This is a genomic window from Dactylosporangium roseum (genome assembly GCF_025264685.1).
Taxonomy (GTDB): domain Bacteria; phylum Actinomycetota; class Actinomycetes; order Mycobacteriales; family Micromonosporaceae; genus Dactylosporangium; species Dactylosporangium roseum.
The window spans coordinates 6,796,825-6,821,361 of the sequence record NZ_CP073721.1 but is presented as its reverse complement, the minus strand read 5'-3'; the positions used below and the strand labels follow the sequence as shown (position 1 = coordinate 6,821,361).

General features: G+C 71.7%; 26 protein-coding genes. 3 read left to right on the top strand and 23 right to left on the bottom strand.

The window, feature by feature from the left end; all coding sequences use genetic code 11:
- Positions 1-172 precede the first annotated feature (172 nt).
- Complete coding sequence (locus tag Drose_RS31935; RefSeq protein ID WP_260724982.1) at positions 173-640, bottom strand: MarR family winged helix-turn-helix transcriptional regulator; 468 nt, start codon at positions 638-640, stop codon at positions 173-175.
- 42 nt (positions 641-682) lie between these two features.
- Between Drose_RS31935 and Drose_RS31930 the strand changes: the two genes are divergently transcribed.
- Complete coding sequence (locus tag Drose_RS31930) at positions 683-1,039, top strand: hypothetical protein (RefSeq protein WP_260724981.1); 357 nt, start codon at positions 683-685, stop codon at positions 1,037-1,039.
- A 2-nt stretch (positions 1,040-1,041) separates the two neighbouring features.
- Here the strand turns inward: Drose_RS31930 and Drose_RS31925 are convergent, their stop codons facing one another.
- The 4 genes from Drose_RS31925 to flhA form a co-directional block, all read right to left on the bottom strand.
- A complete protein-coding gene (locus Drose_RS31925; RefSeq protein WP_260724980.1) occupies positions 1,042-2,160 on the bottom strand; it encodes a geranylgeranyl reductase family protein in 1,119 nt (372 codons plus the stop codon).
- Positions 2,161-2,253: 93 nt separating this feature from the next.
- Positions 2,254-2,547, bottom strand: a complete 294-nt coding sequence (locus tag Drose_RS31920) for a hypothetical protein (RefSeq protein WP_260724979.1) — start codon at positions 2,545-2,547, stop codon at positions 2,254-2,256.
- A gap of 10 nt (positions 2,548-2,557) precedes the next feature.
- A complete protein-coding gene (locus Drose_RS31915; protein ID WP_260724978.1) occupies positions 2,558-4,033 on the bottom strand; it encodes a hypothetical protein in 1,476 nt (491 codons plus the stop codon).
- Complete coding sequence (gene flhA / locus Drose_RS31910; protein WP_260724977.1) at positions 4,011-6,053, bottom strand: flagellar biosynthesis protein FlhA; 2,043 nt, start codon at positions 6,051-6,053, stop codon at positions 4,011-4,013. The genes Drose_RS31915 and flhA overlap by 23 nt, the downstream gene beginning before the upstream one ends.
- A 105-nt stretch (positions 6,054-6,158) precedes the next feature.
- On the opposite strand from flhA, the gene Drose_RS31905 reads away from it, so the two are divergent.
- Together Drose_RS31905 and Drose_RS31900 are read left to right on the top strand one after the other, a co-directional pair.
- Positions 6,159-7,442: an EAL and HDOD domain-containing protein gene (locus Drose_RS31905; RefSeq protein WP_260724976.1), complete on the top strand. Its 1,284-nt coding sequence runs from the start codon at positions 6,159-6,161 to the stop codon at positions 7,440-7,442.
- A gap of 24 nt (positions 7,443-7,466) precedes the next feature.
- Positions 7,467-8,558, top strand: coding sequence for an EscU/YscU/HrcU family type III secretion system export apparatus switch protein (locus Drose_RS31900; RefSeq protein ID WP_260724975.1), 1,092 nt, complete (start codon positions 7,467-7,469; stop codon positions 8,556-8,558).
- 78 nt (positions 8,559-8,636) lie between these two features.
- Here the strand turns inward: Drose_RS31900 and Drose_RS31895 are convergent, their stop codons facing one another.
- From Drose_RS31895 to fliG, 18 genes are all read right to left on the bottom strand, one after another.
- On the bottom strand, positions 8,637-9,404 hold the full coding sequence (locus tag Drose_RS31895) for a flagellar biosynthetic protein FliR (RefSeq protein ID WP_260724974.1): 768 nt from the start codon (positions 9,402-9,404) through the stop codon (positions 8,637-8,639).
- Positions 9,404-9,679, bottom strand: coding sequence for a flagellar biosynthesis protein FliQ (fliQ, locus tag Drose_RS31890; protein ID WP_260724973.1), 276 nt, complete (start codon positions 9,677-9,679; stop codon positions 9,404-9,406). Before fliQ ends, Drose_RS31895 begins: the two co-directional genes overlap by 1 nt.
- 44 nt (positions 9,680-9,723) lie before the next feature.
- Positions 9,724-10,521, bottom strand: a complete 798-nt coding sequence (fliP, locus tag Drose_RS31885; protein ID WP_260724972.1) for a flagellar type III secretion system pore protein FliP — start codon at positions 10,519-10,521, stop codon at positions 9,724-9,726.
- Positions 10,518-10,712: a flagellar biosynthetic protein FliO gene (locus Drose_RS31880; RefSeq protein WP_260724971.1), complete on the bottom strand. Its 195-nt coding sequence runs from the start codon at positions 10,710-10,712 to the stop codon at positions 10,518-10,520. The genes fliP and Drose_RS31880 overlap by 4 nt, the downstream gene beginning before the upstream one ends.
- Positions 10,713-10,843: 131 nt before the next feature.
- Positions 10,844-11,587 (bottom strand): flagellar motor switch protein FliN, encoded by a 744-nt coding sequence (gene fliN, locus Drose_RS31875; protein ID WP_260724970.1) that lies wholly within the window; start codon positions 11,585-11,587, stop codon positions 10,844-10,846.
- Positions 11,584-12,600 carry a flagellar motor switch protein FliM gene (locus Drose_RS31870; RefSeq protein ID WP_260724969.1) on the bottom strand — a complete coding sequence of 339 codons (1,017 nt, stop codon included), beginning with the start codon at positions 12,598-12,600 and terminating at the stop codon, positions 11,584-11,586. Before Drose_RS31870 ends, fliN begins: the two co-directional genes overlap by 4 nt.
- Before the next feature lie 96 nt (positions 12,601-12,696).
- Entirely contained in the window at positions 12,697-13,152 is a 456-nt protein-coding gene (locus Drose_RS31865) for a flagellar basal body-associated FliL family protein (RefSeq protein WP_260724968.1), read from the bottom strand.
- 13 nt (positions 13,153-13,165) lie between these two features.
- Positions 13,166-14,065, bottom strand: coding sequence for an OmpA/MotB family protein (locus tag Drose_RS31860; protein WP_260722792.1), 900 nt, complete (start codon positions 14,063-14,065; stop codon positions 13,166-13,168).
- A gap of 101 nt (positions 14,066-14,166) precedes the next feature.
- Complete coding sequence (locus Drose_RS31855; protein ID WP_260724967.1) at positions 14,167-14,937, bottom strand: flagellar motor protein; 771 nt, start codon at positions 14,935-14,937, stop codon at positions 14,167-14,169.
- Between the two features lie 5 nt (positions 14,938-14,942).
- A complete protein-coding gene (locus tag Drose_RS31850) occupies positions 14,943-15,227 on the bottom strand; it encodes a flagellar FlbD family protein (protein ID WP_260724966.1) in 285 nt (94 codons plus the stop codon).
- 16 nt (positions 15,228-15,243) lie between these two features.
- On the bottom strand, positions 15,244-16,467 hold the full coding sequence (locus Drose_RS31845; protein ID WP_260724965.1) for a flagellar hook protein FlgE: 1,224 nt from the start codon (positions 16,465-16,467) through the stop codon (positions 15,244-15,246).
- Between the two features lie 30 nt (positions 16,468-16,497).
- Positions 16,498-16,938: a flagellar hook capping FlgD N-terminal domain-containing protein gene (locus Drose_RS31840; RefSeq protein WP_260724964.1), complete on the bottom strand. Its 441-nt coding sequence runs from the start codon at positions 16,936-16,938 to the stop codon at positions 16,498-16,500.
- 59 nt (positions 16,939-16,997) lie between these two features.
- Entirely contained in the window at positions 16,998-19,874 is a 2,877-nt protein-coding gene (locus tag Drose_RS31835; protein ID WP_260724963.1) for a flagellar hook-length control protein FliK, read from the bottom strand.
- Positions 19,871-20,821, bottom strand: coding sequence for a lytic transglycosylase domain-containing protein (locus Drose_RS31830; RefSeq protein ID WP_260724962.1), 951 nt, complete (start codon positions 20,819-20,821; stop codon positions 19,871-19,873). The genes Drose_RS31835 and Drose_RS31830 overlap by 4 nt, the downstream gene beginning before the upstream one ends.
- 163 nt (positions 20,822-20,984) lie before the next feature.
- Complete coding sequence (locus Drose_RS31825) at positions 20,985-21,416, bottom strand: hypothetical protein (RefSeq protein ID WP_260724961.1); 432 nt, start codon at positions 21,414-21,416, stop codon at positions 20,985-20,987.
- Complete coding sequence (locus Drose_RS31820; protein WP_260724960.1) at positions 21,416-22,738, bottom strand: FliI/YscN family ATPase; 1,323 nt, start codon at positions 22,736-22,738, stop codon at positions 21,416-21,418. The genes Drose_RS31825 and Drose_RS31820 overlap by 1 nt, the downstream gene beginning before the upstream one ends.
- On the bottom strand, positions 22,735-23,532 hold the full coding sequence (locus tag Drose_RS31815; RefSeq protein WP_260724959.1) for a FliH/SctL family protein: 798 nt from the start codon (positions 23,530-23,532) through the stop codon (positions 22,735-22,737). The genes Drose_RS31820 and Drose_RS31815 overlap by 4 nt, the downstream gene beginning before the upstream one ends.
- A complete protein-coding gene (gene fliG / locus Drose_RS31810; protein ID WP_260724958.1) occupies positions 23,516-24,526 on the bottom strand; it encodes a flagellar motor switch protein FliG in 1,011 nt (336 codons plus the stop codon). The genes Drose_RS31815 and fliG overlap by 17 nt, the downstream gene beginning before the upstream one ends.
- Between the last annotated feature and the right edge of the window lie 11 nt (positions 24,527-24,537).

The following is a 24,537-nucleotide window of genomic DNA, read 5'->3' as shown; positions in this document are numbered from 1 at the left end:
GCCTCGGCGCCGTGGTCCAGATAACTGGTCCGGCGGACGGCGGCCACCCAGTGACGCGCGAGGTCGGACAGCGCAGGCTCGATGACATGACCGCCCTGGCTGTCACCGCCCGTCAACCGCATCACCCCTGGCGCGAAGATTACTGCACCACCCGGGATTGAAGAATCGACGCTCAGTGCGCGTTCGGCGCCGTTTCGGTGAGCCCGTCGACGAACCGCGTCAGGAGCAGCGCGAACGTCGCGCGCTCGGCGGCGGTCCACCCGGCGGTGGCGTCGGCGAACCGGGCCCGGCGTGCGGCGTGCACCCGATCGGACAGTTCCCGGCCCGTTACGGTGCGCGCCAGGAAGGCCCGCCGGCCGTCGCCCTGGTCGGCCTCCCGGCGGACGAGCCCCGCGTCGACGGCGGCCGCGACCAGCTTGCTCGCCCGTGGCTGCGCCACGTCGAGGGCGGCCGCGATGTCCGTCACAGTCGCCCGCCCGCCGCTCGCCTCGGCCGCCTCGACGGCGTCCACCACGTCGAACACCGCGAGGTCGACGCCGTCGGGCAGGCCACCGCCGCGGGCCAGCGCACGCCGGGTCTGCCGGCGCCGGATCGCGACCATGGCGGACTCCACGGCGGCTAGCGCTTCCCCTTCGGACATGTGCATAATCTTTGTTATCTACATTCCAGGAGTGATGTTGTTGTGTCGAAGCCTATCGGGTACTGGCTGAAGGAGCTCGACGGCCGCATCGAGACCGCGTTCGCGGCGGTGCTCGCCGCCGAAGGGCTGCGGCGGCGGCACTGGCAGGTGCTCAACGGGCTGGGCCCCGCGGATCCGTTCTTCGGACCGGGGGAGCGGCCCTACGCCGAGGTGGTCGGTGATCTCGTGGCCCGCGGCTGGATGACGGCCGACGGGCTCACCGAGGCCGGCACGGCGGCGCGGGAACGGATCGGGGCCGAGGTGGCAACGCTGCGGCAGCGGGTCGCCGCGGGCGTGCCGGACGAGGACTACCTGACCACGGTCCGCACGCTGGAGCGCATGGCCGCCAACCTGAGCTGAGCTCAGCGGCGAGCCGCGTGGCGGGCGATGGCGCCGATCGTGCGCGGTGTGAGGCGGCCGTCGCCCAGGCCGAGTTCGACCAGCGTGTCGAACACCCGCTGGTCACCCGCTGCCGCGCGGACCGCCGCGTCGACGATCCAGCGGCGCCCGCCCAGCAGCGCCGCCGCGCGGGAGTGGCGCAGGTGACGGCCCAGCCGCCGGCGCAGCGAGGCCAGGTAGCGGCGCGCCGGCGCGTCGGTGTGGACCGCCGCGGCCCCCGCGAGCGCGCCGGACAGCACCGCGTAGAAGATGCCCTCCCCGGTGAACGGGTTGATGAGCGACAGCGCGTCGCCGGCGAGCAGCAGCCGCCCCCGCGCCGGGAGCGGGCGCCGCGTCGACAGCGGCAGGTGATGCGCGCGCAGATCGGTCGCGCCGGCCACGTCGAGGTCGGGCAGCAACGCGGCGAGCCGGTCGAGCAGGTGGGCGCGGGAGAGCGGCGAGCCGCGCAGCACCTCGCCGTAGCCGATGTTGGCGCGCCCGTCGCCGATCGGGAACGACCACGCGTAGGCGGGCCAGCGGGCCGCCGCCGTGACGATCCGCTGCTCGGGCTCGCCCACCGGCGCGGTCGCGTAGCCGCGGATCGCGAGGGCCAGGTGCCCGGGACCGTTGGCCGGTTGACCGAGCGCCTTCCGTACCGATGAATAGGCCCCGTCCGCCCCGACCACGGTCCGCGCGCCGATCACCCCGTCGACCACCACGCCGCCGGCGCGCTCCTCCAGGCGGCGCACGGCGTGCCGCCGTACCACCGCACCGGCCGCGGCTGCCGCCTCCACCAGCCGGTTGTCGAAGACCAGCCGGGGGATCGTGTACGCGGGCCGCCGGTGCGGTCGCGCCACGGTCCCGCCGCCAGGCCCGGTCAGGCGCAGCACCGGCACCGGCGCGAAGCCCTCCTCCAGCCCGGTCACCCCGAGCCCGCGCACGACGTCGAGGGCGTGCGGCGCGATGCCGTCGCCGCACGGCTTGTCCCGGGGGAAGCCGGCCTTGTCCAGCAGCAGCACGCTCGCCCCGCCCCGGCGCGCGGCGAGCGCGGCGCTCGCACCGGCCGGCCCGGCGCCGATCACCACCACGTCGAACTCGTCCATGCCTGAAGCCTGCCACCGCCCGCCGGTGACCGTCTCCTTTGCGCGAGACGTGCGACCCCGGCTCCCGGAACGCTCCAGGTTCGGGGCGAACCCCTATCCGTTGCTGTCCTCCGCCCGGCGCTGCGGGAAGGGCTCACCCGCCACGGCCTCGGCCTTCAAGGGCGCGCCGCCGGTCGGCTCGGCGCCCCCGGCCGGTGGCTTCTCCTTCGGCTTGCCGTAGGTGCCGGTGACCACACGGAACACGGCGAGCATGATCGCGGCGACCGGGACGGCGATGAGCAGGCGCAGCAGGGCCGTCTGGGTGTCGAGATCATGGGTGACGAAGCCGGCGTACAGCGCGGGTGACGCGATCAGCAACGCCAGGAACAGCGTAGAGAACCGCGCCATGCCCAGCATCTCAGCCGCCCACCAGGCTCAGGCGCTCGCACAGCATCGCCGCCCACTGGTACGGCGTGGAAGGCCGCCCGTCCAGCAGCGCCACCGGCAGCCGCAGCGACAGCGGGCTGGCGGGGTCGCCGCTCGCCATCGTCCCGCGCAGGCAGATCGCGTCGACCCGGCGCAGGCCCTGAAGGTGGTGCGCGACGTCAGAGGTCTTGCGGCTCGCGTCGACGACCACCCACACCGCGACCGGCCGCACCGCCTCGATGATGGCCGCCGCCCAGTGCGCCTCGTCCAGCGCCGCCTCGACCGCGACGACACTCGGCGCGTCGGACTTGCGCAGCTTCTTCGCCCACAGCCGGGCGTCGTGCGGGCCGGTGATCCGGCGCTTCGCCTCGATCCCCGCCGCGGCGGCGTTGCGGCCGGCGAAGAGGATGTGGTCGCCGTCGAGGCGCTGCGTCTCGGCGACCCAGCGGGCCACGTCCACGGCGTGCGCCGACTCGCCGACCACCACGAGCGTCTCGCCCGGCGCGTCCGGTGCCGGTTCGGCGTCCGGCAACGCGGCGAACGCCTCGACGATCGCGCTGTACGTGTCGGCGGAAGTGGCCCGCAACGCGAGGTCGGTCGGCACCCCCAGCGACTGCAGCTTCCGGGACAGCGCGGTCTGCCGCTCGGGCCGTTCGATGCGCTCGGCCGGTTCGGACGGCGTTCCGCCCTGGGGGTTGTACGCGCTGGCCAGCCGTTCGCTCGCGGGAGGCGTGCGCGGCTTCTCCACGGTGGCGGTCGCTTCAACAGGCATTACGGACTCCTGCCGGGAATCACCCGGCCGGAAACCGGCCGGGTCGGGACGGACGGAACCTGGTGGCACGTAGCCGGTGCGGTCGAACCCCGATGGCTCCGGGCGACCAGGGGCGGCGCCGCGACCGGCGGCGACGGATCCGCGGTTGGGGCCGGCGACGACGCGGTCCTGCGGTCCCGCCGGGGCCTGGGGCCGGGTGGTCGCCGGTGCCGGGCCCGCGTTGACCTGCCGCATGCCGAGCTTCGCCACGGGCTGGTTGGCGCTGGGCCGGAAGGGCCGCACCGACGGCGCCGCGGACTCCTCGGCCGGTGCGCCGGCCTCCCCGGCCAGGAGCTGGTTCAGCGCGTCGGCGGCCGTCGTCGGGCGCTCCGCCGCGAGCATCTCCGCGAACGCGGCCCCGGAGCCCGACGCCCGTGGTCGTTCGGCGGCATCCGCCATCGCAGCCAGATCCTCGATACTCAGTGCTCGTTTCGGCGTGTCGTCTTGGCCGGTAGGCCCGGCGGGTGGTTCAGTTGTCCCAGCGGCATCCGGGACCTCAACCGTCAGTTCGTATTTCTGGGTCCCGAAAAGGCCGCCGACACCGCCGGTGCGGACCTTCTCGGCGGAGACGACGACAGCGTCGGGCCCGTGCTCCGCGCGGACTTGCGCGAGCAGTTCCTCGAGGTCACGACCCTCAAGCAGCAACCGGGTAGGCACCGTTCACCACCCCAATAGTCTCAACCCGCAGCGTACTCCCGGCGATCTCCGAGTACGACAAAACCGGCAAACGTGGTAGAGCCATCTGTACCAGCTTGCGCAGCGCGCTGCGAAGCTGTGGCGAGCAGACGAGCACCGGGCTGACGCCCCGCTCCTCGCCCTGCTCGGTCAGTCGGGTCAGGTCGGCGAGCATCGACTCGGCGCGTCCGGTGTCGATGAGCAACTGCAGGCCGCTTTCGGTCGGGCGCAAGGATTCCAGGAGCTGTTGCTCCAGTCTCGGTTCGAGCGTGATGGCGGTGAGCGTGCCGTCTTGGGCGTAGCGGTTGGCGATCGCCGGGCCGAGCGCCGCGCGGGCCGCCTCGACCAGGGAGTCTGGATCCGAGGACTGTTTCGCCTGTAGCGACAGGGATTCGAAGATGCGTACGAGGTCGCGGATCGGCACGCCCTCGTCCAGCATCGTCTGCAGCACCCGCTGCACCTGGCCGAGGCTCAGCGCGGCCGGCGTCAGCTCCTCGACGACCACCGGGTGGGTGCGCTTGACGACCTCGGTGAGGTTGCGGACGTCCTCGCGGCCGAGCAGCCGGCTCGCGTGGATGCGGACGATCTCCGCCAGGTGCGTGATGATGACCGAGGCGCGGTCGACCACGGTGGCGCCGGTGAGGTCGGCCTGATGCCGCAGCTCGGCCGGCACCCATTTGCCGGCGAGGCCGAAGACCGGCTCGACGCCGGCCCGGCCGGGCAGGAACTCGAGGCCCTCGCCGATCGCCAGCACGGTGCCGGGCGGTGCCTGCCCGCGGCCCACCTCGACGCCGCTGATCCGCACGACGTAGGTGGACAGCGGCAGTTCGAGGTCGTCGCGGGTGCGCACGGGTGGCATGACGATCCCGAGCTCCAGCGCCACCTTCCGGCGCAGTGCCCGCACGCGTTCCAACAGGTCGCCGCCGCTGGCGTCGACGAGGTCGACCAGGTCCGGCGCGAGCGCGAGTTCCAGCGGGTCGACCCGCATCTCGCCGAGCAACACCTCGGTCGGGTCCGGCGGTGGTGCCTCCTGGACCTCCTCGGTCTGCGCCTCCGCCGAGTCCGGGCGCTGCTTCGGCAGCCGCTGCGCGATGATGAGCACCACCGCGCCGACGAGCAGGAACGGCAGCTTCGGCAGGCCTGGGATCAGGCACAGGGCGAGCGCGGCACCGCCGCCGATCATCAGCGCGCGCCGGTTCTGGCCGAGCTGCTGGCTGACGGTCGTGCTCATGTCGCCGTCGTTGGCCGACCGGGTCACGATGAGGCCGGTCGCGACCGACAGCAGCAGTGCCGGGATCTGCGAGACCAGGCCGTCGCCGACGGACAGCAGCGAGTACGTCTGGATCGAGTCGGTGGCCGACAGCCCGCGCTGCAGCATGCCGATCGCGAAGCCGCCGATGAGGTTGACCAGCGTGATGATGATGGCGGCGATCGCGTCGCCCTTGACGAACTTCGACGCACCGTCCATCGCGCCGTAGAAGTTCGCCTCGGCCGTGATCTCGCTCCGCCGTTTCCGTGCGGTCGCCTCGTCGATCAGGCCGGCGTTGAGGTCGGCGTCGATCGCCATCTGCTTGCCGGGCATCGCGTCGAGCGTGAACCGGGCGCCGACCTCGGCGACCCGCTCCGCGCCCTTGGTGATGACGATGAACTGGACGATGAAGAGGATCAGGAAGATGACGAGGCCGACGATGAGCGAGCCGCCGACGACGAAGTGGCCGAACGCGTCGATGACGTTGCCGGCGAAGCCGTCGGTGAGCACCAGGCGGGTCGCGCTGATGTTCAGCGCCAGCCGGAAGAGTGTCGCGATGAGCAGCAGCGACGGGAACGAGGAGAATTCGAGTGGCCGCTTGACGTACATGCTGACGAGCACGATGACCAGCGCCAGCGTGATGTTGGCGGCGATCAGCGTGTCGAGCACGACGGCCGGCAGCGGTACGACCATCATGAGGATGATCAGCACGATGCCGATCGGCACGATGTACTGCGTCAGGCGCTTCGGCACGCTCTCCACTCCAGGCTGACCGGGGAACATCCCCCTGATCGGTGCCGAACGGGTAGTTCTGAGGGTTTTCCTTTGGTTGCAGCGCCGGGTGCCGATCCTCTGACCGTGCAACGCGCGACAGCCTCTTCCCGCTCCGGGTCGGACGGCGACCCGCCCCGGGCCGAACCGACGCAGCTCGTCCACATCGGGCGCCAGCCGCTCTACGACTGGAGCGGTCACGTCGTCGGTTACGAGCTGCTGTTCCGCGGTGCGGCGGGCGAGGTCGAGGCGACCCGGCGCAGCGCGTACGCCACCAGCCAGGTCATCGTCAACGCGTTCACCGAGTTCGGGCTGGAGCAGTTGGTCGGCGGGCACAAGTGCTTCATCAACCTGACCCGTGACTTCCTCGTCGGCGACCTGCCGCTGCCGTTTGACCCCGACCACGCCATCCTGGAGATCCTGGAGACGGTCGAGATCGACGACACGGTGATCGCCGGTACCGCCCGGCTGGTCCAACAGGGCTACGAGATCGCGCTCGACGACTTCGTCTTCGGCCTCGGTCACGAGCGGCTGCTCGGCCTCGCCGCCTACGTGAAGCTCGACCTGCTGATCCGTGAGCCCGAGGAGCTCGCCGAGGTCGTCGACCAGGTCCGCCGGTACAGCGGCGTCAAGCTCGTCGCCGAGCGGGTCGAGACCGAGGAGCACATCCTCCTCGCCAAGCGCTTCGGCTTCGATCTGCTTCAGGGGTACGCGGTGGGCCGTCCCCAGGTGCTGACCGCGGTGTCCCTGTCGCCGTCGCGCCTGCGCCGCCTGGAGCTGCTGGGCGCGGTGACCGCCGAGGACGCCGACATCACGAAGGTCAGCGCGATCGTACGGAGCGATCCGGCCCTGTCGTACCGCGTCCTGCGCGCCACCAACTCCGCGGCGGCCGGGCTGCCCCGGAAGGTGGCCTCGGTACGGGACGCGGTGGTCCTCCTCGGCTCGGCCAAGATCCGGCAGTGGGCCGCGCTCATGCTCGTCAGCGACGTCGCCGAGTCGGCGAGCGAGGATCAGTTGTCGTCGACGATGGCCCGGGCCCGGCTGTGCCAGACGGTCGCCGAGCGGCTCGGCCTGTCCGGCGACGCGGCGTTCACCGTCGGTCTGCTCGCCGGGGTCGCGGAGCTCATCGCCGAGCCGGTCGCCGAGCTGGTGTCGCGGCTGCCCCTGACCGTCGAGGTCGCCGAGGCGCTCATCGACGGCCACGGCCGCCTCGGCCAGGTGCTGTCGGTGGTCCGCGCGTACGAGCGGGCCGACGAGCAGGCGCTGTCGCTTTCCCCGGTGTCCTCCGGCGAGCTGGCCAAGGCGTACCTCGCGGCGGTCGGCTGGTCGATGAAGACGATCGAGGGCGCGTTGGGGTCGAGCGCCGCGTAGGCGCCGTCCGGAGCGCGAGGAGCGATGGCCGGCGAGAAGACCGAGCAGCCTACCGAGCAGAAGAAGCGGCAGGCCCGGCGCGAGGGCACCCGGGCGCGCACCCCCGACCTGGGCGCGTGGGGCGGGGTGCTGCTCGCGAGCCTCCTCATTCCGTGGATGGGCCGGGAGACGCTGTCGCGGAGCGAGATGCTGTTCTCCCGCGCCACGCAGGCCTTCGTCGACCCGGAGCCGGAGAAGGCGCTCGAGCTGGTCAAGATCGCCACGAAGGACCTGGTCGTCCTGATCGCGCCGATCACGGTGGGGCTGCTCGTCTTCGCCATCCTGGCCGCAGCCGCGCAGGGCGGCCTGCGCCCGGCGACGAAGCTCTTCAAGCCCGACTTCAAGCGGCTCAACCCGTTCAGCGGCATCAAGCGGGCGTTCGGCGGGCAGGCCCTGTGGGAGTCCGTGAAGTCGCTGTTCAAGGTGATCGTCCTCGGCCTGGTCGTCTACAACACGATGCGGACCCTCGTGCCCGCCCTGCTGTCGGCGACGACCATCCCGCTGCAGACCGTCATCGGGATGGTCGCCGACACCGTCCTGCGGGTCGTGCGGGTCGCCGCCGCCACCGGTCTGGTGCTGGCCGCCGCCGACTACGCCGTCGTGCGCCGGCGAACCATGAAGCAGCTCAAGATGTCGAAGGAAGAGGTGAAGGAGGAGCAGAAGAAGAGCGACGGCGACCCGCACGTCAAGGGCCAGATCCGCCAGCGGCAGCACGAGATGGCCCGCAGCCGCATGATGGCGGACGTGCCGAAGGCCGACGTGGTCGTGGTCAACCCGACCCACGTGGCGGTGGCGCTGCGCTACGAGCCGGCGAAGGGCGCACCGCGGGTGGTCGCGAAGGGCGCGGGCATCATCGCGGCGAAGATCCGTGAGGTGGCCACCGAGCATCGCGTCCCCCTTGTGCAGGACGTGCCGCTGGCCCGGGCGCTCTACGGCGCCTGCGACATCGGCGACGAGATCCCGGCCGAGTTCTTCGGCGCGGTGGCCCGGGTGCTCGCCTTCATCATGCTGCTGAAGTCCAAGGGCTCCGCCGCCGGCCTGCACACCAACGTGCTGCCCGCGGGCCCGCCGACCTAGCGCCGCCGGGCCGCACGGCTCCACTGCGCGGCCTGGCTGGATCGTGAAGTGGCCGTCGCGTCGGCGCTGCTGTGGTCGTCAACCGTTCAGCAGGCGCAGCACCAGCGTCAGCGACCGGGTGGTGAGGTTGGCGATCGCGTTCGGCAGCAGCATCATCGCCGTCCCGGCCACCGTGAGCGTCAGCAGGATCTTCGCGGGGAAGCCGAAGGCGAACGGGTTCAGCGCCGGGGCCGCGCGGGTCAGCAGGCCCAGCGCCACGTCGACGCACAGCATGATCGCGATGAGCGGCGCCGCGATCTGCAGGCCCGCCAGGAACATCTGGCCGGCGCCGGTGGTCACCAACTGCGTGAAGTTGTTCATCGACATGGTGCCGTTGAGCGGGATCGCCTTGTACGACTGGGTGAAGCCGCGCAGGATGAGCTGATGCGAGTCGGTGGCGTACATGATCGCCATCGTGATGAGGCCGTAGAACCGGCCGAAGACGGCGTTGCCCTGGAGCGACAACGGGTCGAACGCGAAGGCCAGGCTGAAGCCGCCGACGAGGTCGACGAGGTTGCCGGCGATCTGGGTCGCGGCGAAGAGCAGCATCGTCAGGAACGCCAGCGCGGCGCCGACCACGGCCTGCTCCACGGCGTTGGCGACGAGCAGGCCGGCCGACATGTCCGGCGGCACCTGCGTCGCCAGCTTCGGGGACAGCGGCAGCGCGATCGCCACCGACAGCAGCGCCTTCACCGTCGCGGGGGTGCCACGGTTGTTGAACGGCGGGCACAGGGCCAGCCAGACGCCCGCGCGGATCGATGCCAGCAGGATCGCCAGCACCGTGCTCAGCGGGACGCCGACGTCCATCAGGCGCCGTTGATGAGGTTCGGGATCTGGGCGTAGAGCTGCTCGGTGTAGGTGACCATCTCGTGCAGCATCCAGTTGCCGGCGAACAGCAGTGCGACGCCGATCGCGGCCGCCTTCGGGACGAACGACAGCGTCTGTTCCTGGATCTGCGTCACCGACTGGAACAGCGACACGACGAAGCCGACGATGAGCGCGGTGAGCAGGACGGGCGCGCCGAGCTTCGCGGCGATCGTCATGGCCTGCATGCTGAGTTCAATGATCTTGGTGTCGGTCATCGGAACCCTTCCGTGGATACCCCCCCGCCTCCCGGACGGGGCGGTCAACCTCGATAGCTGGCCACGAGCGCGGTGAGGATCAGTCCCCAGCCGTTGACCAGCACGAACAGTAGGAGTTTGAACGGCAGTGCGATGGTCACCGGTGGCAGCATCATCATGCCCAGCGACATGAGGGTGGCCGAGACGACCATGTCGATCACCAGGAACGGGATGAAGATGACGAAGCCGATGATGAACGCGGCCCGCAGCTCGGAGAGCACGAAGGCCGGGATGAGCGTGGTGAGCGGCACGTCGTCCTTGTTCTTCGGCATCGGCCGGTCGGCGATCTTGGTGAAGAGTGCGATCTCGTCCTTGCGCGTCTGCTTGAGCATGAACGCTTCGAGCGGCTGGACGCCGTCCTTGAAGGCGACGGCCTGGGTCTTCTCGCCCTTGAGGTAGGGCTGCACGCCGTCCTTGTTCATGTCGGAGAGCACCGGCGACATGATGAACAGGCTGATGAACAGCGCCAGGCCGGCGATGACCTGGTTGGGCGGCACGTTGCTGAGGCCGAGCGCGTTGCGGGTGATGCTCAGCACGACGAAGATCTTCGTGAACGCGGTGCAGGTGAGCAGCAGCGCGGGCGCGACGGAGAGCAGCGTCAGCGCGATCAGGATGGTGATCGACTGGCTCGGTTTGACGCCGTCGATGTCGATGTTGACGGTGCCGTCCGGCGACCCGTCGACCACCGGCGCGCTCGGCGGGGCCGGCGGCCGTGGCGTGGGTGCGGCCTCCGCCGCGACGGCCGGGCCGAACAGCAGCACGGCGCACACGAGCGCGACCGCGGCCAGTACGACCCCTTTCACCTGGCGCTCCGGAACACCTTCAGGGCCTGCCCGACGGGGTTCTCGGCCGGCGGCGGCTCCGGGAAGAGCGTGGCGTCGGCGTCGGCGAGGAGGGAGACCCCCGCGTCGCTCACGCCGAGGACGAGCGCGCGATCGGCGACCTTGACCACGGCCACCGAGGATCCGCGACTGAGCTGCTGGCGTGCGACCACGGTGACCGTTCCTCCACCACGGCCGGTGAGCGGGCGTCGGACCAGCCGTGCAATTGCCCAGAGTATTGCCAATACTACTGTGAGTGAGCAGAGAACGCGGAAAGCAAGCTCGATCATCGTGGTTCCCCGGCTCAGGCCCGGTCGCCCGGACCGACGATCTCGGTGATCCGGATGCCGAAGTTCTCGTCGATGACGACCACCTCGCCGCGCGCGATCAACCGGCCGTTGACGAGCAGGTCGGCCGGGCCGCCGGCGGCGCGGTCGAGCTCGATCACCGCCCCGGGGGCCAGCGAAAGGAGCTCGCGCACGCTCATCCGGGTCCGGCCGAGCTCCGCGGTCACCTCCATCTCGACGTCGTGCAGCAGGTCGAACGCCGGCCGTCCGCCGCGTTCGCCGCGCTCCGGCCGAGCGTTGTCGCGGTCCTCGCGGTCGCCGACCACCTCGGCGGCGATGGCGATGCCGACCACCGCCTGCACACCGGCCTCCCCGGTCAGCGGTACGAGCAGCCCGTTGGCGGTGACCAGTTGCCCCATGGCGTCGGCCGGCTCGAGCACCGTGCCCGGGTCGACCACCACCGGGCCGATCGTCGCCGCGGCGGCCTCCAGCGCGGGCCGGACCGCCTGGCTCAGGTCGAGGCTGCCCATGGGGGAGTTGGCCAGCGCCTCGACGAGGTCCTGCGTGACGACGATCGCGACCTCGCCCTGTGCGGCACCGGCGAACCGCGCGCGGACCGCCTGGCCGTCGATGGTGAGCTCGTCGAGGTTCTGCGTGGGCGCACCGACGGAGAGCGGGGAGCTGGCGGGCAGCAGCGCCACGGCGGCCTGCGCGGCCGCCTCTGCCCGACCCAGCAGGGCCTCGTTGGTGGCGATGGTCATCGGCTGGTCTCCTCAGCACGGTTCTTCTGGCCGAGTTGTCCGGAGGGCCGGCTCGTCGGTCGTTGACCCGGCTGCGGGTTGGGCACCACAAGACAGGCCATGCGGTTGCCCTGCGCGCCGGGCACGGCGTACGCGAACGTGATGTCCGCGGTGGTGACGGCCAGCGGGGTCGACGTCGTGTGGGCGAGGGGCACGACGTCGCCGGGGCGCAGGCCGATCAGGTCGGCGGGGTGCATCCGGACCGGCTGGAAGCGCACCGCGACCTCGATCGGGGCGCCTTCGAGGCCGGCGACCACGTTGCGGTAGGCGGCCTCCCGGGCGAGCCGCTGCGCGTCGGTCAGGACGGCGTCACCGCGCTCACCCTGCAGCTTCGGGAAGATCGAGCCGAACGGCAGGCAGACGGTGGCCACGCATTCCTCGGTGCCCACCCGCATCTCGAACGACGACGCGATCACGGCGTCGGAGGCCGCTCCGGCCTGGGCGAACTGGGGATTGTACTCGATCGTGGTCATCTCCGGCCGCAGCGCGACGATGCCCTCGAAGGCGTAGCGGAGCTCGCCGAGCGTGCGATCGATGAGCCCGTGGAGCAGGGGTGTCTCGATGTCGCTCAGCGGTCGCTGCGGCTGTGGGCCGCCGGGGCCGCCCAGCATGTGGTCGATGCAGGCCATGGCGGTGCTCAGGGAGAACTCCAGGATGGCGGTACCGGGCAGTGGGTCGATGGTGAACATCGCGACGATCGTCGGACTGGACAGGCCGCTGATGTACTCGTCATAGGTGAGCTGTTCGATGGAGATCAGGCTGACCTGGGACACGGCGCGCAGGCTCGTGGTCAGCAGCGTGGCGTACTGGCGGGCGAAGGTCTCGTAGGCGATCTGCAGCGTTCGGATGTGCTCCCGGGACAGTTTGGTCGGACGCCGGAAGTCATACGGCTCCGGACCGGAGCTCTTGCCACCGCGCCGGCTCATCTTGCCGGGCGTGCGGCCGCTGCCGGTCGCGGACGAAGACTGCGTCACTCTCCTACCATCGGTCTTTTCGGGTGCAGCTTGACGTAAAACGGCCGAAACGGACCTGGAGGTTTCGCAAAAACCCCCAGATCCGCCCGGTCGGGGCTACTGGATCACGAACGTCGTGAAGTACACGTCCATGACGAGCTTGGTCTTCTTCTCCGTGTACGCCTTGACGATCTTTTCCTTGAGCTCGTGCTTCGACTTCTCGCGGTTGTCGTTGCTCAGCAGCTCCGCCATGTCGCGGTTGCTGTAGAGGGCGATGGCGATGTCGAGGGCTTTGGAGCCGTCGGGGGCTTCGCCGGCGTCGGCGGTGGCCTGGAGGCTGAGTTTGAGTTTGAGGTAGTGGCCGTCGGCGAGGTTGATGGTGACGGCGTCGAGGACGATGACGGCGCCGGGTTCGGGTTCGGGTTCGGCTTTGGTGGTGGTGGGGCGGAACATGAAGTAGCCGCCGGCGCCGCCGCCGATGAGGGCGGTCAGGGCGATGGCCAGGATCATGACGAGTTTCTTTTTGCGGCCCGGTTTGGGGGTGTCCGTGGTGGTCTTGTCGGTGTTGGCCATGTGGGTGCTCCCCTCAGTCGGTGGCTGCCGAGGGCAGCAGGGCGCGGGTGTCGGCGGGCAGGTTGGACATGACGATGATCTCGACGCGGCGGTTGAGGCCGGCGGCGCGTGGGTCGGTGGTGGGGTAGAGGGGTTTGGTGTCGGCGAATCCGGTGGCTTGGAGGCGGGTTTCGGGGATGCCGGCGTCGGTGTGTAGGTGGCGTACGACGGTGGAGGCGCGGGCGGTGGACAGTTCCCAGCCGCTGGGGTAGGTGCCGGTGCCGGCGGTGAGTTGGTTGGTGTGGCCGTCGACTTCGATCGTGTTGGGGAGTGCGGCGATGGCGGGTCCGACCGCGGCGATGATCTGCTGGCCGGTGGGTAGCAGTTGTGCTTGGTTGCCGTCGAAGACGACGGCGGTGGTGACGATGGTGACGACGAGGCCGCGTTCGTCGATGCTGTAGCGGACCTGGTCTTGTAGGCCTTGGCGGGTCAGTTCCGTGGTGATCTGGTGTTTGATCTGCTCGAAGTTCTGGACTTCGCGCTGGGCGGCGCTTTGGCGTTGGGAGGCTTGGGCGCGTTCCTTGGCGGCGACGGCGTCCTGGATGGCGGTGGCGTCGCTGGTGGTGCCGCCGATGCCGGAGGACAGGTCCATGGGGGAGTCGCTGTCGGAGGATTCCATCAGGTTGCTTTCGCCGCCGTTGAAGGCGACGGAGGGGTTGCCGAACCCGACGGCGAGGCCGTTTTTGAGTTCGGTGAATTTTTTCTGGTCGACCTGGGAGATTGCGAACAGGACGATGAACAGGACCATGAGCAGGGTCATCATGTCCGCGTAGGAGACCAGCCACCGCTCGTGGTTCTCGTGTTCTTCTTCTTCGTGGCGCTTGGTGCGCTTGCTGTGTCCGCTGCCTTTGGCCGCGTGTCCGCCACCGCTCACGACGGCCTCCCCTCCGTGGGTGTGTACTGTCCTCGGAGGGGACATCGGCCCGACCGGCCGACGCGTGAGTTGCGGCGGGGTGCAGCGCGGTTAGGTCCTGGCTACGCGGCTTCCTTCTGCTTCGCGGCGCCCGGCGGCAGCAGGCTGCGCAGCTTCTGCGCCACCAGCCGCGGGTTCGCGCCGGCCTGGATGTTGATGATCCCGGCGATGACCAGCTCCATCTGCGCGACCTCCATCTCGGAGATGCGCTTGAGCTTGGCGCCCATCGGCAGCCACAGGACGTTGGCGGACAGCACGCCCCACAGGGTCGCCACGAAGGCGCCCGCGATCAGGTGGCCCAGCTTCTCGGGCTGGCTGAGGTTTTCCAGCACATGGATGAGGCCCAGCACGGTGCCGATGATGCCGACCGTCGGCGCGTAGCCGCCCATGGCGGTGAAGAACGTCGCGGCCTGCTTGTCCGCCTTCTTCTTCGCGTCCACCTCCGCCTCGAGGATGGCGGCCAGCTCCTCGGAGTCGGTGCCGTCGATCGCGAGCTGCAACCCCTTCTTGAGAAAGGGGTCCTGGACCTCCTTCATCGCGTCCTCGAGCGCGAGCAGGCCCTCCCGGCGGGCCTTCTCCGCGAGCTTCACGATGTCCTCGACCAGCGCGTCGGGCGTCGCCGCCTTGCTGAGCAGCACCCGCTTGAACGACTCGACCAGGCCCAGGGTGTCCTTGAGCGTCCCGCCGGCCATCGCGGCGCCCAGCGTTCCGACGAACACCAGGATGAGCGGCGGTAGGAGGAAGATGCTGCCGGGACTGCCGCCCTCGAGGATCTGCGCGGTGAAGACCGCGATGAAGGCCAGCACGATGCCGACGATGGTTGCCGGATCCATACCGCTCAGCGCTCCCGACGGTGCAGACGGACGACGTTGGTCTCCTTGATCCGCTCGGCGGCCGCGTCCGCACGTTCGTCCGGAGTCTGCCCGGCCAGGTGCTGGGCGTCGGCGACGACCGAGGCCCGGTACTGCCTGATGAGCGCGACCAGCTCCGGCAACGACTCGGCGACGATGTACTTGGTTCCGTCGACGAGCGTGATGACGGTGTCCGGGGTGCAGTCGGCCCGCTCGATCAGGTCGGGATTGAGCGCGAACACCGGGCCGTTGAGGCGGGTGAGCAGGATCAAGGAGCCCTCCTAGGAACTACCGCTTGAGGTTGACCAGCTCCTGCAGCACCTCGTCCGACGTGCTGATGACCTTCGAGTTCGCCTGGAAGCCGCGCTGCGCGACGATCAGGTTGGTGAACTCCTGCGCCAGGTCGACGTTGGACATCTCGACCGCGCCGCTCTGCAGCGTGCCGAGGCCGACGGTGCCGGGCGCGCCGACCTGGGCGAGGCCGGAGTTCACGGTGAACCGGTAGAGCGAGTCGCCGACCTTCTCCAGGCCGGGCGGGTTGTTGAAGTTGGCCAGGGCGAGCTGCGCGACGGTCTGCTTGTTGCCGTTGGAGAAGATGCCGACCAACTGCCCGTCGGGGTTGATGGTGAACGACTGCAGCGTCGCGGCCGGTGCGCCGTTCTGGCTCAGCACGTTGACGGTCGTGTCGCCGGTGTACTCGGTGAGCCCGGCCAGGTCGACCGTCACGCCGTTACCGTCACTGTCCGGGTCGTAGACCAGGCCGACCTTGGTGTTGCCTTCCGAGTCCGTGTAGGTCGGGCCGGTGATCTGGCCGTCCGGCCCGAACGTGACGCTGACCGGTGCCGACGGCGTGGTGCCGTCGCTGACGCTGACCTCCCAGCCCGCCGCCGTCCGCTCGAAGTTGGTCGTCAGCGTCACCACGTTGCCCTGCACGTCGTACGTCTGGATCGACCGCGGGATCGTGGTGTTCACCGGCGCGTTCGCCGGCACGTTGCCCGCGATCACCATGGTGGTGGTGGCCCGCGGCGCGATCAGCGTGCCCATCGGCAGCCGGATGTCACCGATCGGCGCGTTGGTGTTGACCACGCCGTTGACGGCGGGCCAACCCTGCACGGCGGCGCCGGTCGGGGTGACCAGCTTGCCCTCGGCGTCGAAGTTGAACGCGCCGGCCCGGGTGTAGAGCTGCTCGTTGACCGAGTTGACCACGAAGAAGCCGTCGCCGGAGATCATCACGTCCGTCGCGCGGCCGGTCGTCTGCGCGGAGCCCTGTACGAAGCTGGTGTTGATCGCGCCGAGTCGCACACCGAGGCCGACCTGCGCCGGGTTGGTGCCGCCCTGCCCCGGCTGCGGCGCGCCCGCGGCGCGCATCATCTGGCTCAGGGTGTCCTGGAAGACCGTCTGCGACGACTTGAAGCCCACGGTGTTGACGTTGGCGATGTTGTTGCTGGTGACGTCCATCATCTGCTGGTGCGCGCGCAGGCCGCTGATGCCGGAGAAGAGTGAGCGAAGCATTGGGGTGGGGTTCCTTTCGACAGCGGGTTGTCAGGACGCCGGGGTTGCCGGGGTTACCGGGGTTTGGCGGACTTCCTTGACCGCCGAGAGCGCGACGTCCGTGTCGCCGACCCGAACGGTGGGGCTGCTGCCCGCGAACGTGGCCGACGACACCACGCCCGAGTGCTCCTTGCCCTCCGCGTCGGTGTACGTGACCGTCCTGCCGATGAGGTTGCTGGCACCGAGCTGTAGCTGCGCGTTGAGCAGGTTCTGCTCCATGGTCGCCATGTCGGTGAGCTTCTCGACCACGGTGAACTGCGCCGTCTGCGCCAGGAACTCGGTGTTCTTCATCGGCGCGGTCGGATCCTGGTTCCGCAACTGCGCGACGAGCAGCTTGAGGAACGCGTCCCGGCCCAGGTCGCCGCCGGGCTTGGCGGGCTTGGCGGGATCGTCGCTGTCCTGCTTCTTGGCCGGCGCGTTCGTCTTCGGCACGTAGTCGCTGACGTTCCCGCTGACCGGGGTCGGCGTGGTGATGGCTGTGTCTCCTTCGCTCAGACGCGCAGATCCAGCGCGCCGGTCGCGTCCTCCGTCACCGGCTGCGTCCCCCGATCGGGGGTTTCCGCGCGACGTTCGGGCGCACGCTGGTCAGATCGACCCCCGGGGTGCCAACCTGAGAATTGTTGCGGCGGGTTGCCACCCGGGGACGATTGCTGGTGCAGGTCCAGCTCGCAGCCGCCGAATCCGGCCTGCTGGAGGTCCTGTCGGAGCTCGGGCAGCGCGGCCTGCAACGCCGCCCGCCCGGCGTCGCTGCCGGCCTGCAACTGCACGGTGATCGCGCCGCCGCGCACCTCCGCGACGATGCTCACCGCCCCGAGCTCCCCGGGGTCGAGATGGATGGTCATCCGGTGCACCCCGTCGGGCCCCTTCCGAAGGGGCGTGAGGACCATCGCGACCTGCCCGGCGATGGCCGCCTGAGGCAGCGGTACCTGCTGAGCCCCCGCCCCGCCCGCCGCCGTCACCTGCTGGCCCGGCGGCGTGCCCACGCGGTCTCCGGCGAGGGCGGCACCCATGGCGGCGTCGGCCGCGGGCCGTCCCGGCTGGGCCACGTCTATCGTCTCCTGCCGGCCGCCGGCCGCGGTGGCCTGGTCCTGGGCCGTGTCCTCGACGGCGGGTCCGCTCCAGGCGGCGACACTCTCGCCACGGCGGTGCGCCGCGCCCGCCACGGCCGCGGCCGCCTGCCCGCCGCCGGTGAGGCCGTGCTGCCCATCGCGGGTGGTGGGGCCGGTCTGGACGACCCCGCCGGTCGGATAGCCGTTGCCCTGGGCGGTGTTGTTCTGAGCGCTGCCCTGGGCGGTGTTCTGGGCACTGTTGTCCTGGGCGGAGTTGTCCTGGGCGGAGTTGTCCTGGGCGGTGCTGTTCTGGGCGGTGCTGTTCTGGGCGCCGCTGCCCTGGGCGCCGCTGCCCTGGCCGCCGTCGGCCGCTGCCGCACCGGTGACGCCCGGCCCAGCGGCCTGCGTCCCGCCACTGCCGGCGTCGCCACCCGCTCCGGTGCGCTGCGGCTCTCCACCGGCGAGCCGCTCCCCGACGCCGGCGGCCGGCTGGCCCGCGGGGTCGGTGTTCGCCTGCTCGGTGCCACCGGTGCCGGCCGACCGGGCCGCGCCGATGTCATCCGGTGACCCGGCCGCGCCGCCGTCCGGTGCGCCCGTCACGGTGCCACGAGGCGTGCCCGTCACAGCGCCGCCAGGCGTGCCCGTCGCACTACGTTCCGGTGCGTCCGTCGCGCCGGTGTTCGGTGTGTCTGTCGGGGTGCTGCCCGTTGCGCCGGTCGCGCCGCTGTTCGGTGCGTTCGTGGCGCCGGTGTTCGGTGTGTCTGTCGGGGTGCTGCCCGTTGCGCCGGTCGCGCCGCTGTTCGGTGCGTCCGTCGCGCCGGTGTTCGGTGTGTCTGTCGCGGTGCTGCCCGTTGCGCCGGTCGCGCCGCTGTTCGGTGCGTCCGTCGCGCCGGTGTTCGGTGTGTCTGTCGCGGTGCTGCCCGCTGCGCCGCTGTTCGGTGCGTTCGTGGCGCCGGTGCTCGGCACGCCCGTCGCGGCGCCGCTCGCTGCGCCGGTCGTGGCACTGCCCGGCGCCTCCGTCGTGGTAGTGGCCGGCGCGTCGGTGGTGGCGCCCGGCGCCGCCGCACCGGAGGCGCCTGCCGCACCGGTCGCGGCGCCTTCCGTGACCGTCGGTGCGCCTGTTGCGGCCGGTGTGCCGGGCACGGTGCCGCCCGGCCCGGCGACGGAGGCTCGGGTACCTGTCGGGCTGCTGCCGGACAGGCCTGTCAGCCGCACGGTGCCGTCGGGGCCGGTGCCGTCCGTCCCGTCGGCGGCCCCGGTACCCGGTACGGCAGGACCGTTCGGCCCGTCCGCGGCCGTCGCGCCGCCCGGGGTTCCGGCAGCGGTGCCGGGCCGGTGCGACGCGGCAGCCGTGCCGCCCGGCACGGTGCCGACGCCATCCGGCCGACCGACGACCGCGGTTCCGGTGGTCATGCCGGCGGTGGTCATGCCCCTGATGGCGGATGCGGCGATCGTGGTCCCGGCAGCCGTCGTTCCAATGGTCATGCTTTCAGGGGCCGTAGCCCCCGCGACCCTGGTTCCAGCCGTCGCGGCTCCTGCGGTCGTGGTTTCCGCGGTCGTGGTTTCCGCGGTCGGGGTTCCGGCAGTCGTCGTGCCGGTGGCCGAGGTCCCGGTCGTGGTTGTCCCGTCGGGCGCCGGTCCGTTGGTCACAGTGCCGTTCGGGGCCGTGGCCGGGACGGGCGGCCGTGCGCCGTTTGGTTGCCGGACGCCGGCCGGGACGTCCGTCCTGCCGATGGCCGGACCCGCTGCGGCGCCGGCGGGCGGCGCGCCGGCGGGCGAGTTGCTCCAGGAGCGCGCCGACTCTGCGGGTCCGGGAGCGTTCCGGTCGATTCGGCCCGGCCCGCCGGCCTGTGCCGACTCGATCCGGGCCGACTCGATCCGGGTCGATTCGGGCCGTGCTGTCTGCCGCATGCTTTCCGGCTGTCGCCAGCCGCCGGCCTGGAACGCCTCCGCCGCAGACCTCCGGAGCGCCTCTTCCCGGGCGCGGCGGTCGGACGCCGCCTCGGCCGAGCGGCGGTCCGCGGACGCGTCGGCCGAGCGGCGTGCGGCAACCGCGTCCGCCGCATGCTGGTGGTCGAGATCCCGGCGTTCGGCAAGGGGCCGCGCCCGTCCGCGGTCCGTCGCGAAGCCACCGGAGGGCGGCGAGCCGCGGTCCCGGCCGTCGCGGGCGCCGTGCACCGGGGCGCCCTCCGAGAGGCGGCCGTGGACGGCCGCGGCCAGGGCTGCCGCGAAGGCGTCGTCCTGGGTCGGGGCCGGTTCGGCGCCGCGGGACTGCGGTGCGGTGCCGGCCCGGGTAGCGGGCAGGGGAGCGGTCGTCACGCGAACCCCCTCGCCGTCAACTGTGCCATCGCCGCCTTCACCTTCGGCACGTACGCCTGGGTCTCGGGGAACGGGGGAATGCCGCCGTACCGGCTCACCGCGCCGCCGCCGGCGTTGTACGCGGCCAGGGCCAGGTCGAGGTCGCCGAACCGGCGCAGATTGCCCGACAGGAGCCGGGCCGCGCCGTCCACGGCCTGTCGCGGGTCCAACGCGTCGACGCCGAGGCCGCGTGCGGTCGCCGGCATGATCTGCATCAAGCCTTGGGCGCCGGCACGGCTGACCGCCGACGGGTTGAAGCCGGACTCCACCTTCGCCACGGCGGCGAGCAGCGCCGGCGACAGGTCGTACCGCGCGGCGGCCTGCTGGAACAGGTCGGCGTACGGGACGTTGCCGGTCAGCGCCGCCGGGCGCATCGCCGACGCGGCCACCGAGGCGGGCGCGAGCGGCTCCGTGGCCGACGGCAGGATGCGCCGGATCGCGGTCGGCGTCGTGGTCACGTCCTGGACCTTCACGACGTCGCCCGAGTGCGGTGCGACGATCATCCTGCCGCCGCCCGCGTAGATGCCGATGTGGTCGACCGGGCTGCCGAACGCGAGCAGGTCGCCCGGGCGGGCCTGGGCGAGCGATGCCACGGCCGTGCCCGCGCGGGCCTGGTCCCGGGCCACCCGGGGAAGGCCGACCCCCAGGTCGGCGTAGACCCGCTGGACCAGTCCCGAGCAGTCGAGGCCGCGCTCCGGCGTGTTGCCGCCGAAGACGTACGGCGTGCCGAGGTACTTCCGCGCGGTGGAGACCACGTCGGCGCCGGTGACCGCGCCGCTCTCGGGCGTGGCCATCGTGGACTCGAGCGCCGCCGCGAACGCGTCGCCCGACGCCGCCGCCGGAGGCCGGGAGAGGCCCATCATGCCGCGGATCTCGGCGATCCGCGTCTGCATGTCCAAAACCGTCACGCGTCCTCCACTTCGTTCCGGCCGCCTGACGTCACACCGAGCCCATGGTGACCGGCCCCTCCGTTGCGCTCCGGAACGGTCACGCGACCTCCGCTGCGCTCCGGCCGCCTGACCTCCACCCTGAGCCCATGGTGACCGGCCCCTCCGCTGCGCTCCGGACCGGTCACGCGCGGGGCTCCTTGTGCGCGGCGGCGGTGGTCAGGTCGTCGATGGCCTTCTCCTCGGCGGCCTGCCGGGTGCGCTTGCGGGTCGCGTCGTGCCGTTCCTGGAGCTTCTCGATCGTGCGCCGCTGCACGGCCGCCTCGGTCAGGTCGCGCAGGCGGTCCTCGACGGTCTCCTCGGCGAGCCGGCGCACGCCGATCGCGGCGGCGAGCTCGCCCGCGACCGCCTGGCGTGCGGTCAGCGTGGCCGCGAACGCCGCCGAGGTGGCCGCGTCGGGCACCCTGCGCCCGTCGAGGTCACGCTCCCGCGCGCGGACCATCTCCACCGCCGTGGTGGCGTCGGCACGTGCGCGTACCACCGCTGCTTTCGCGGCATCTTCCTGTGCCTTGCGGGCCCGAAGGACCGCGGCCAGCCGGAATCCACTCTTGGCCATCAGCCACCCGCCACCAGTGCGTCGAGCGTCTCCCACGCCCGGGGCGCCGGGGTGGTGTCGTCCATGTCCTGCCGGAGGAAGTCGTTGATCTGCGGCCAGAGCTGGCGCGCGCGGTCCGCGTCGGGGTTGGTGCCCGCGACGTACGCGCCGATCTCGACCAGTTCGCGCACGTCGCGGTGGGCGGCCAGCATGCGCCGCAGAACGGTTGCGTTCGCGCGCTGCTCGCGGGTCGTGACCGCGTTGGCGACCCGGGACACCGACTCCAGGACGTCGATGCTGGGGAAGTGGCCGGACGTGGCCAGCCGCCGGTCGAGGGTGATGTGGCCGTCCAGGATGGACCGGGCCGCGTCGGCGATCGGCTCGTTGTGGTCGTCGCCCTCGACGAGCACCGTGTAGAGGCCGGTGATGCTGCCGACCGGCGCCGGGCCGGCGCGCTCGAGGAGGCGCGGCAGCAGTGCGAAGACGCTCGGCGGATAGCCGCGCGTCGCGGGCGGCTCGCCGGCGGACAGGCCGACCTCGCGCTGCGCCATCGCGGTGCGCGTGAGGCTGTCCATGAGCAGCAGCACGTCGGCGCCGCCGTCGCGGAAGAACTCCGCGACGCGGGTCGCGACGAAGCCCGCCCGCAGGCGGACGAGCGGCGGCTGGTCGGAGGTCGCGATCACCACCACCGAGCGGGCCAGGCCCTCGGGGCCGAGGTCGTTCTCGATGAACTCGCGGACCTCGCGGCCGCGTTCGCCGACCAGCCCGATCACCGAGATCTCGGCGTCGGTACCGCGGGTGATCATCGACATCAGGCTGCTCTTGCCGACGCCGCTGCCGGCGAAGATGCCGACGCGCTGGCCCCGGCCGCACGGCACGAGGGTGTCGAGGGCGCGCACGCCGAGCGACAGCGGCTCCTGGACCCGGCCGCGGGCGAGGGCGTCGGGCGCGTCGTTCTCGACGGAGACCTGTTCGAGGCCGAAGAGCGCGGGCCCGCCGTCCATCGGCCGGCCGAGCCCGTCGAGCACGCGGCCGCGCAACTGTTCGCCGACGGCGATCCGCAGCGGCCCGCCGGTGCTTCGCACCGGGCTGCCGGCCCCGATCCCGGTGAGCGGGCCGAGCGGCAGGCAGGCGAGCCGGTCGCCCTCGATCGACACGACCTCGGCGGGCACCGGCGGCATCCGCTCGGGATCGCCGATCTCGACCAGGTCGCCGACGCGGCCCTCGATCCCGGTCACGGTGACGGACAGGCCGACGATCGAGCTGACCCGGCCGGTCACGCGGGGACGGGCGGCCTGCCGGGCCGCCGCGAACCGCTGTCGCAGCGCCGATGTCAGTGTCACTGTTCGAGTACCTCCCGCACCCGTTCGAGCGCCGGCCCCAGCCGCGCGTCGATCGTCGTGGCGTCGCACACCGCAACGGCGTCGCCCGACTGGAGGGCCGGGTCCTCGACGAGGGTCACCGTGCGGCCGTCCATGACCAGTTCCGTACGGCCAATCGTCAGCCGGTCGGCCGGGTTGAGCCGTACGGTCACCGGACTTGCCGACGGCGCGAGCGCGAGGGCCCGCGTGAGCGCTTCCCGGCCCGGCTCGGCGGTGGTGCGCAGCTCGCGGCCGAGCACCGCCTCGGCGAGCGCGAACGCGGACTCGACGATCTGTGCCTCGATGTCGTGCGCGGCGGGCACGGCGCGGCGCTCGAGGGCGTCGGCGGCGGCGCCGAGCGCCTTCAGCGCCCGGTCGACCCGGCGGCGGTGCATCTCGGCGACCTCCGCGGCCTCGGCGGCCATCCGCTCGGCCTCGGCGGCGGCGCCGGCGTGCGCCTCCCGGCGGCCCTGCGCCCAGCCCGCGGCGTATCCGACGGCCTCCGCCTCGGCGCGCATCCGGGCGACGAGGCCGGGCGGCAGCGTCTCCCGCTCGCTGAGGTCGACGTCGAACCGGGCCGGCGGGGCCGCACCGGCACGGTCGTCGCGCAGGACGTGCTCGCCGAACCGTACCGTCGCCGGCTGCTCCGGCGGCGGGAACGCCCGTGTCGCCGGGGTCACGGGCGGCGGTGGCGGCGGCGGGAAGGCCGGCCGCGGCTTGCCCGGCCGCTTCCGCGGCGGCGGGAAGGCCGGCTCGTAGTCAGCCGACGAACTCATCGTCATCGCCCCTGCGGATCACGATCTGTCCGGACTCCTCCAGGGTGCGGATGGCCTGGACGATCTTGGCTTGCGACTCCTCGACGGTACGCAGACGCACCGGGCCGAGCATCTCGATCTCGTCGGCGAGGTTCTCCGAGGCCCGCTCCGAGAGGTTCTTCATGACCTTCTGGCGGACCTCCTCGCGCACGCCCTTGAGCGCCGTGGCGAGGTCGTTGGTCTCGACCTGACGCAGCACGAGCTGGATGGAGCGGTCGTCGAGGGAGACGATGTCCTCGAACATGAACATCTTCGACCGGATCTCCTCGGCGAGCTCCGGGTTGCGCCCGGCGAGGCCCTCCAGGATGAGCCGTTCGGTGGCCCGGTCGGTCCGGTTGATGATCTCGACCAGCGGCTCCAGGCCGCCGACGTTGGACAGGTCGTTGGGCTGGAGCACCGACGACATCTTGCGTTCCAGCGTCGCCTCGACCTGGCGGATGATGTCGGGCGAGGTGCGGTCCATGACGGCGATCCGGTGCGCCACGTCGGCCTGGAGCTCCGGCGGGAGGCCGGAGAGGATCTGCGACGCCTGGGTCGCGGTCATGTGCGCGAGCACGAGGGCGATCGTCTGCGGGTGCTCGTCCTGGAGGAACGACAGGAGCTGCCGCGGATCCGCCTGGGTCAGGAACCCGAACGGTACGTCCAGGAAGACGGTGTTCAGCCGGTCGACGATCTCGCCGGCCCGCTCCCGGCCGAGCGACGCCTCCAGCAGGTCCCGGGCGAAGTCCATGCCGCCCTGGCCCACGTACTTGTGGCCGGTCGCCATGTCGTGAAACTCCGCGAGCACCGTGTCGGCGATGTCGACCTCGACCTGGCCCAGGCGCACGATCTCGGCGGTGAGCTCCTCGACCTCGGCCTCCCGGAGGTGCGACATGATCTTGGCGGCGTCCTCCTTGCCCATCTGCACGAGCAGGATGGCGGCCTTGCGCAGACCCGTCATCTCACCCGTGGTCATGGATCACCGCC

Excerpts from the sequence above, each read along its gene's own strand:
- Drose_RS31900 (WP_260724975.1), top strand. The coding sequence starts at position 7,467 with ATGGCCGGCGAGAAGACCGAGCAGCCTACCGAGCAGAAGAAGCGGCAG.
- Drose_RS31815 (WP_260724959.1), bottom strand. The coding sequence starts at position 23,532 with ATGAGTTCGTCGGCTGACTACGAGCCGGCCTTCCCGCCGCCGCGGAAG.
- Drose_RS31845 (WP_260724965.1), bottom strand. The coding sequence starts at position 16,467 with ATGCTTCGCTCACTCTTCTCCGGCATCAGCGGCCTGCGCGCGCACCAG.
- fliQ (WP_260724973.1), bottom strand. The coding sequence starts at position 9,679 with ATGACCGACACCAAGATCATTGAACTCAGCATGCAGGCCATGACGATC.
- Drose_RS31925 (WP_260724980.1), bottom strand. The coding sequence starts at position 2,160 with ATGGACGAGTTCGACGTGGTGGTGATCGGCGCCGGGCCGGCCGGTGCG.
- fliN (WP_260724970.1), bottom strand. The coding sequence starts at position 11,587 with ATGACCATCGCCACCAACGAGGCCCTGCTGGGTCGGGCAGAGGCGGCC.
- Drose_RS31920 (WP_260724979.1), bottom strand. The coding sequence starts at position 2,547 with ATGGCGCGGTTCTCTACGCTGTTCCTGGCGTTGCTGATCGCGTCACCC.
- fliG (WP_260724958.1), bottom strand. The coding sequence starts at position 24,526 with ATGACCACGGGTGAGATGACGGGTCTGCGCAAGGCCGCCATCCTGCTC.
- Drose_RS31855 (WP_260724967.1), bottom strand. The coding sequence starts at position 14,937 with ATGGATCCGGCAACCATCGTCGGCATCGTGCTGGCCTTCATCGCGGTC.
- Drose_RS31895 (WP_260724974.1), bottom strand. The coding sequence starts at position 9,404 with ATGGACGTCGGCGTCCCGCTGAGCACGGTGCTGGCGATCCTGCTGGCA.
- Drose_RS31935 (WP_260724982.1), bottom strand. The coding sequence starts at position 640 with ATGTCCGAAGGGGAAGCGCTAGCCGCCGTGGAGTCCGCCATGGTCGCG.
- Drose_RS31865 (WP_260724968.1), bottom strand. The coding sequence starts at position 13,152 with ATGGCCAACACCGACAAGACCACCACGGACACCCCCAAACCGGGCCGC.
- Drose_RS31825 (WP_260724961.1), bottom strand. The coding sequence starts at position 21,416 with ATGGCCAAGAGTGGATTCCGGCTGGCCGCGGTCCTTCGGGCCCGCAAG.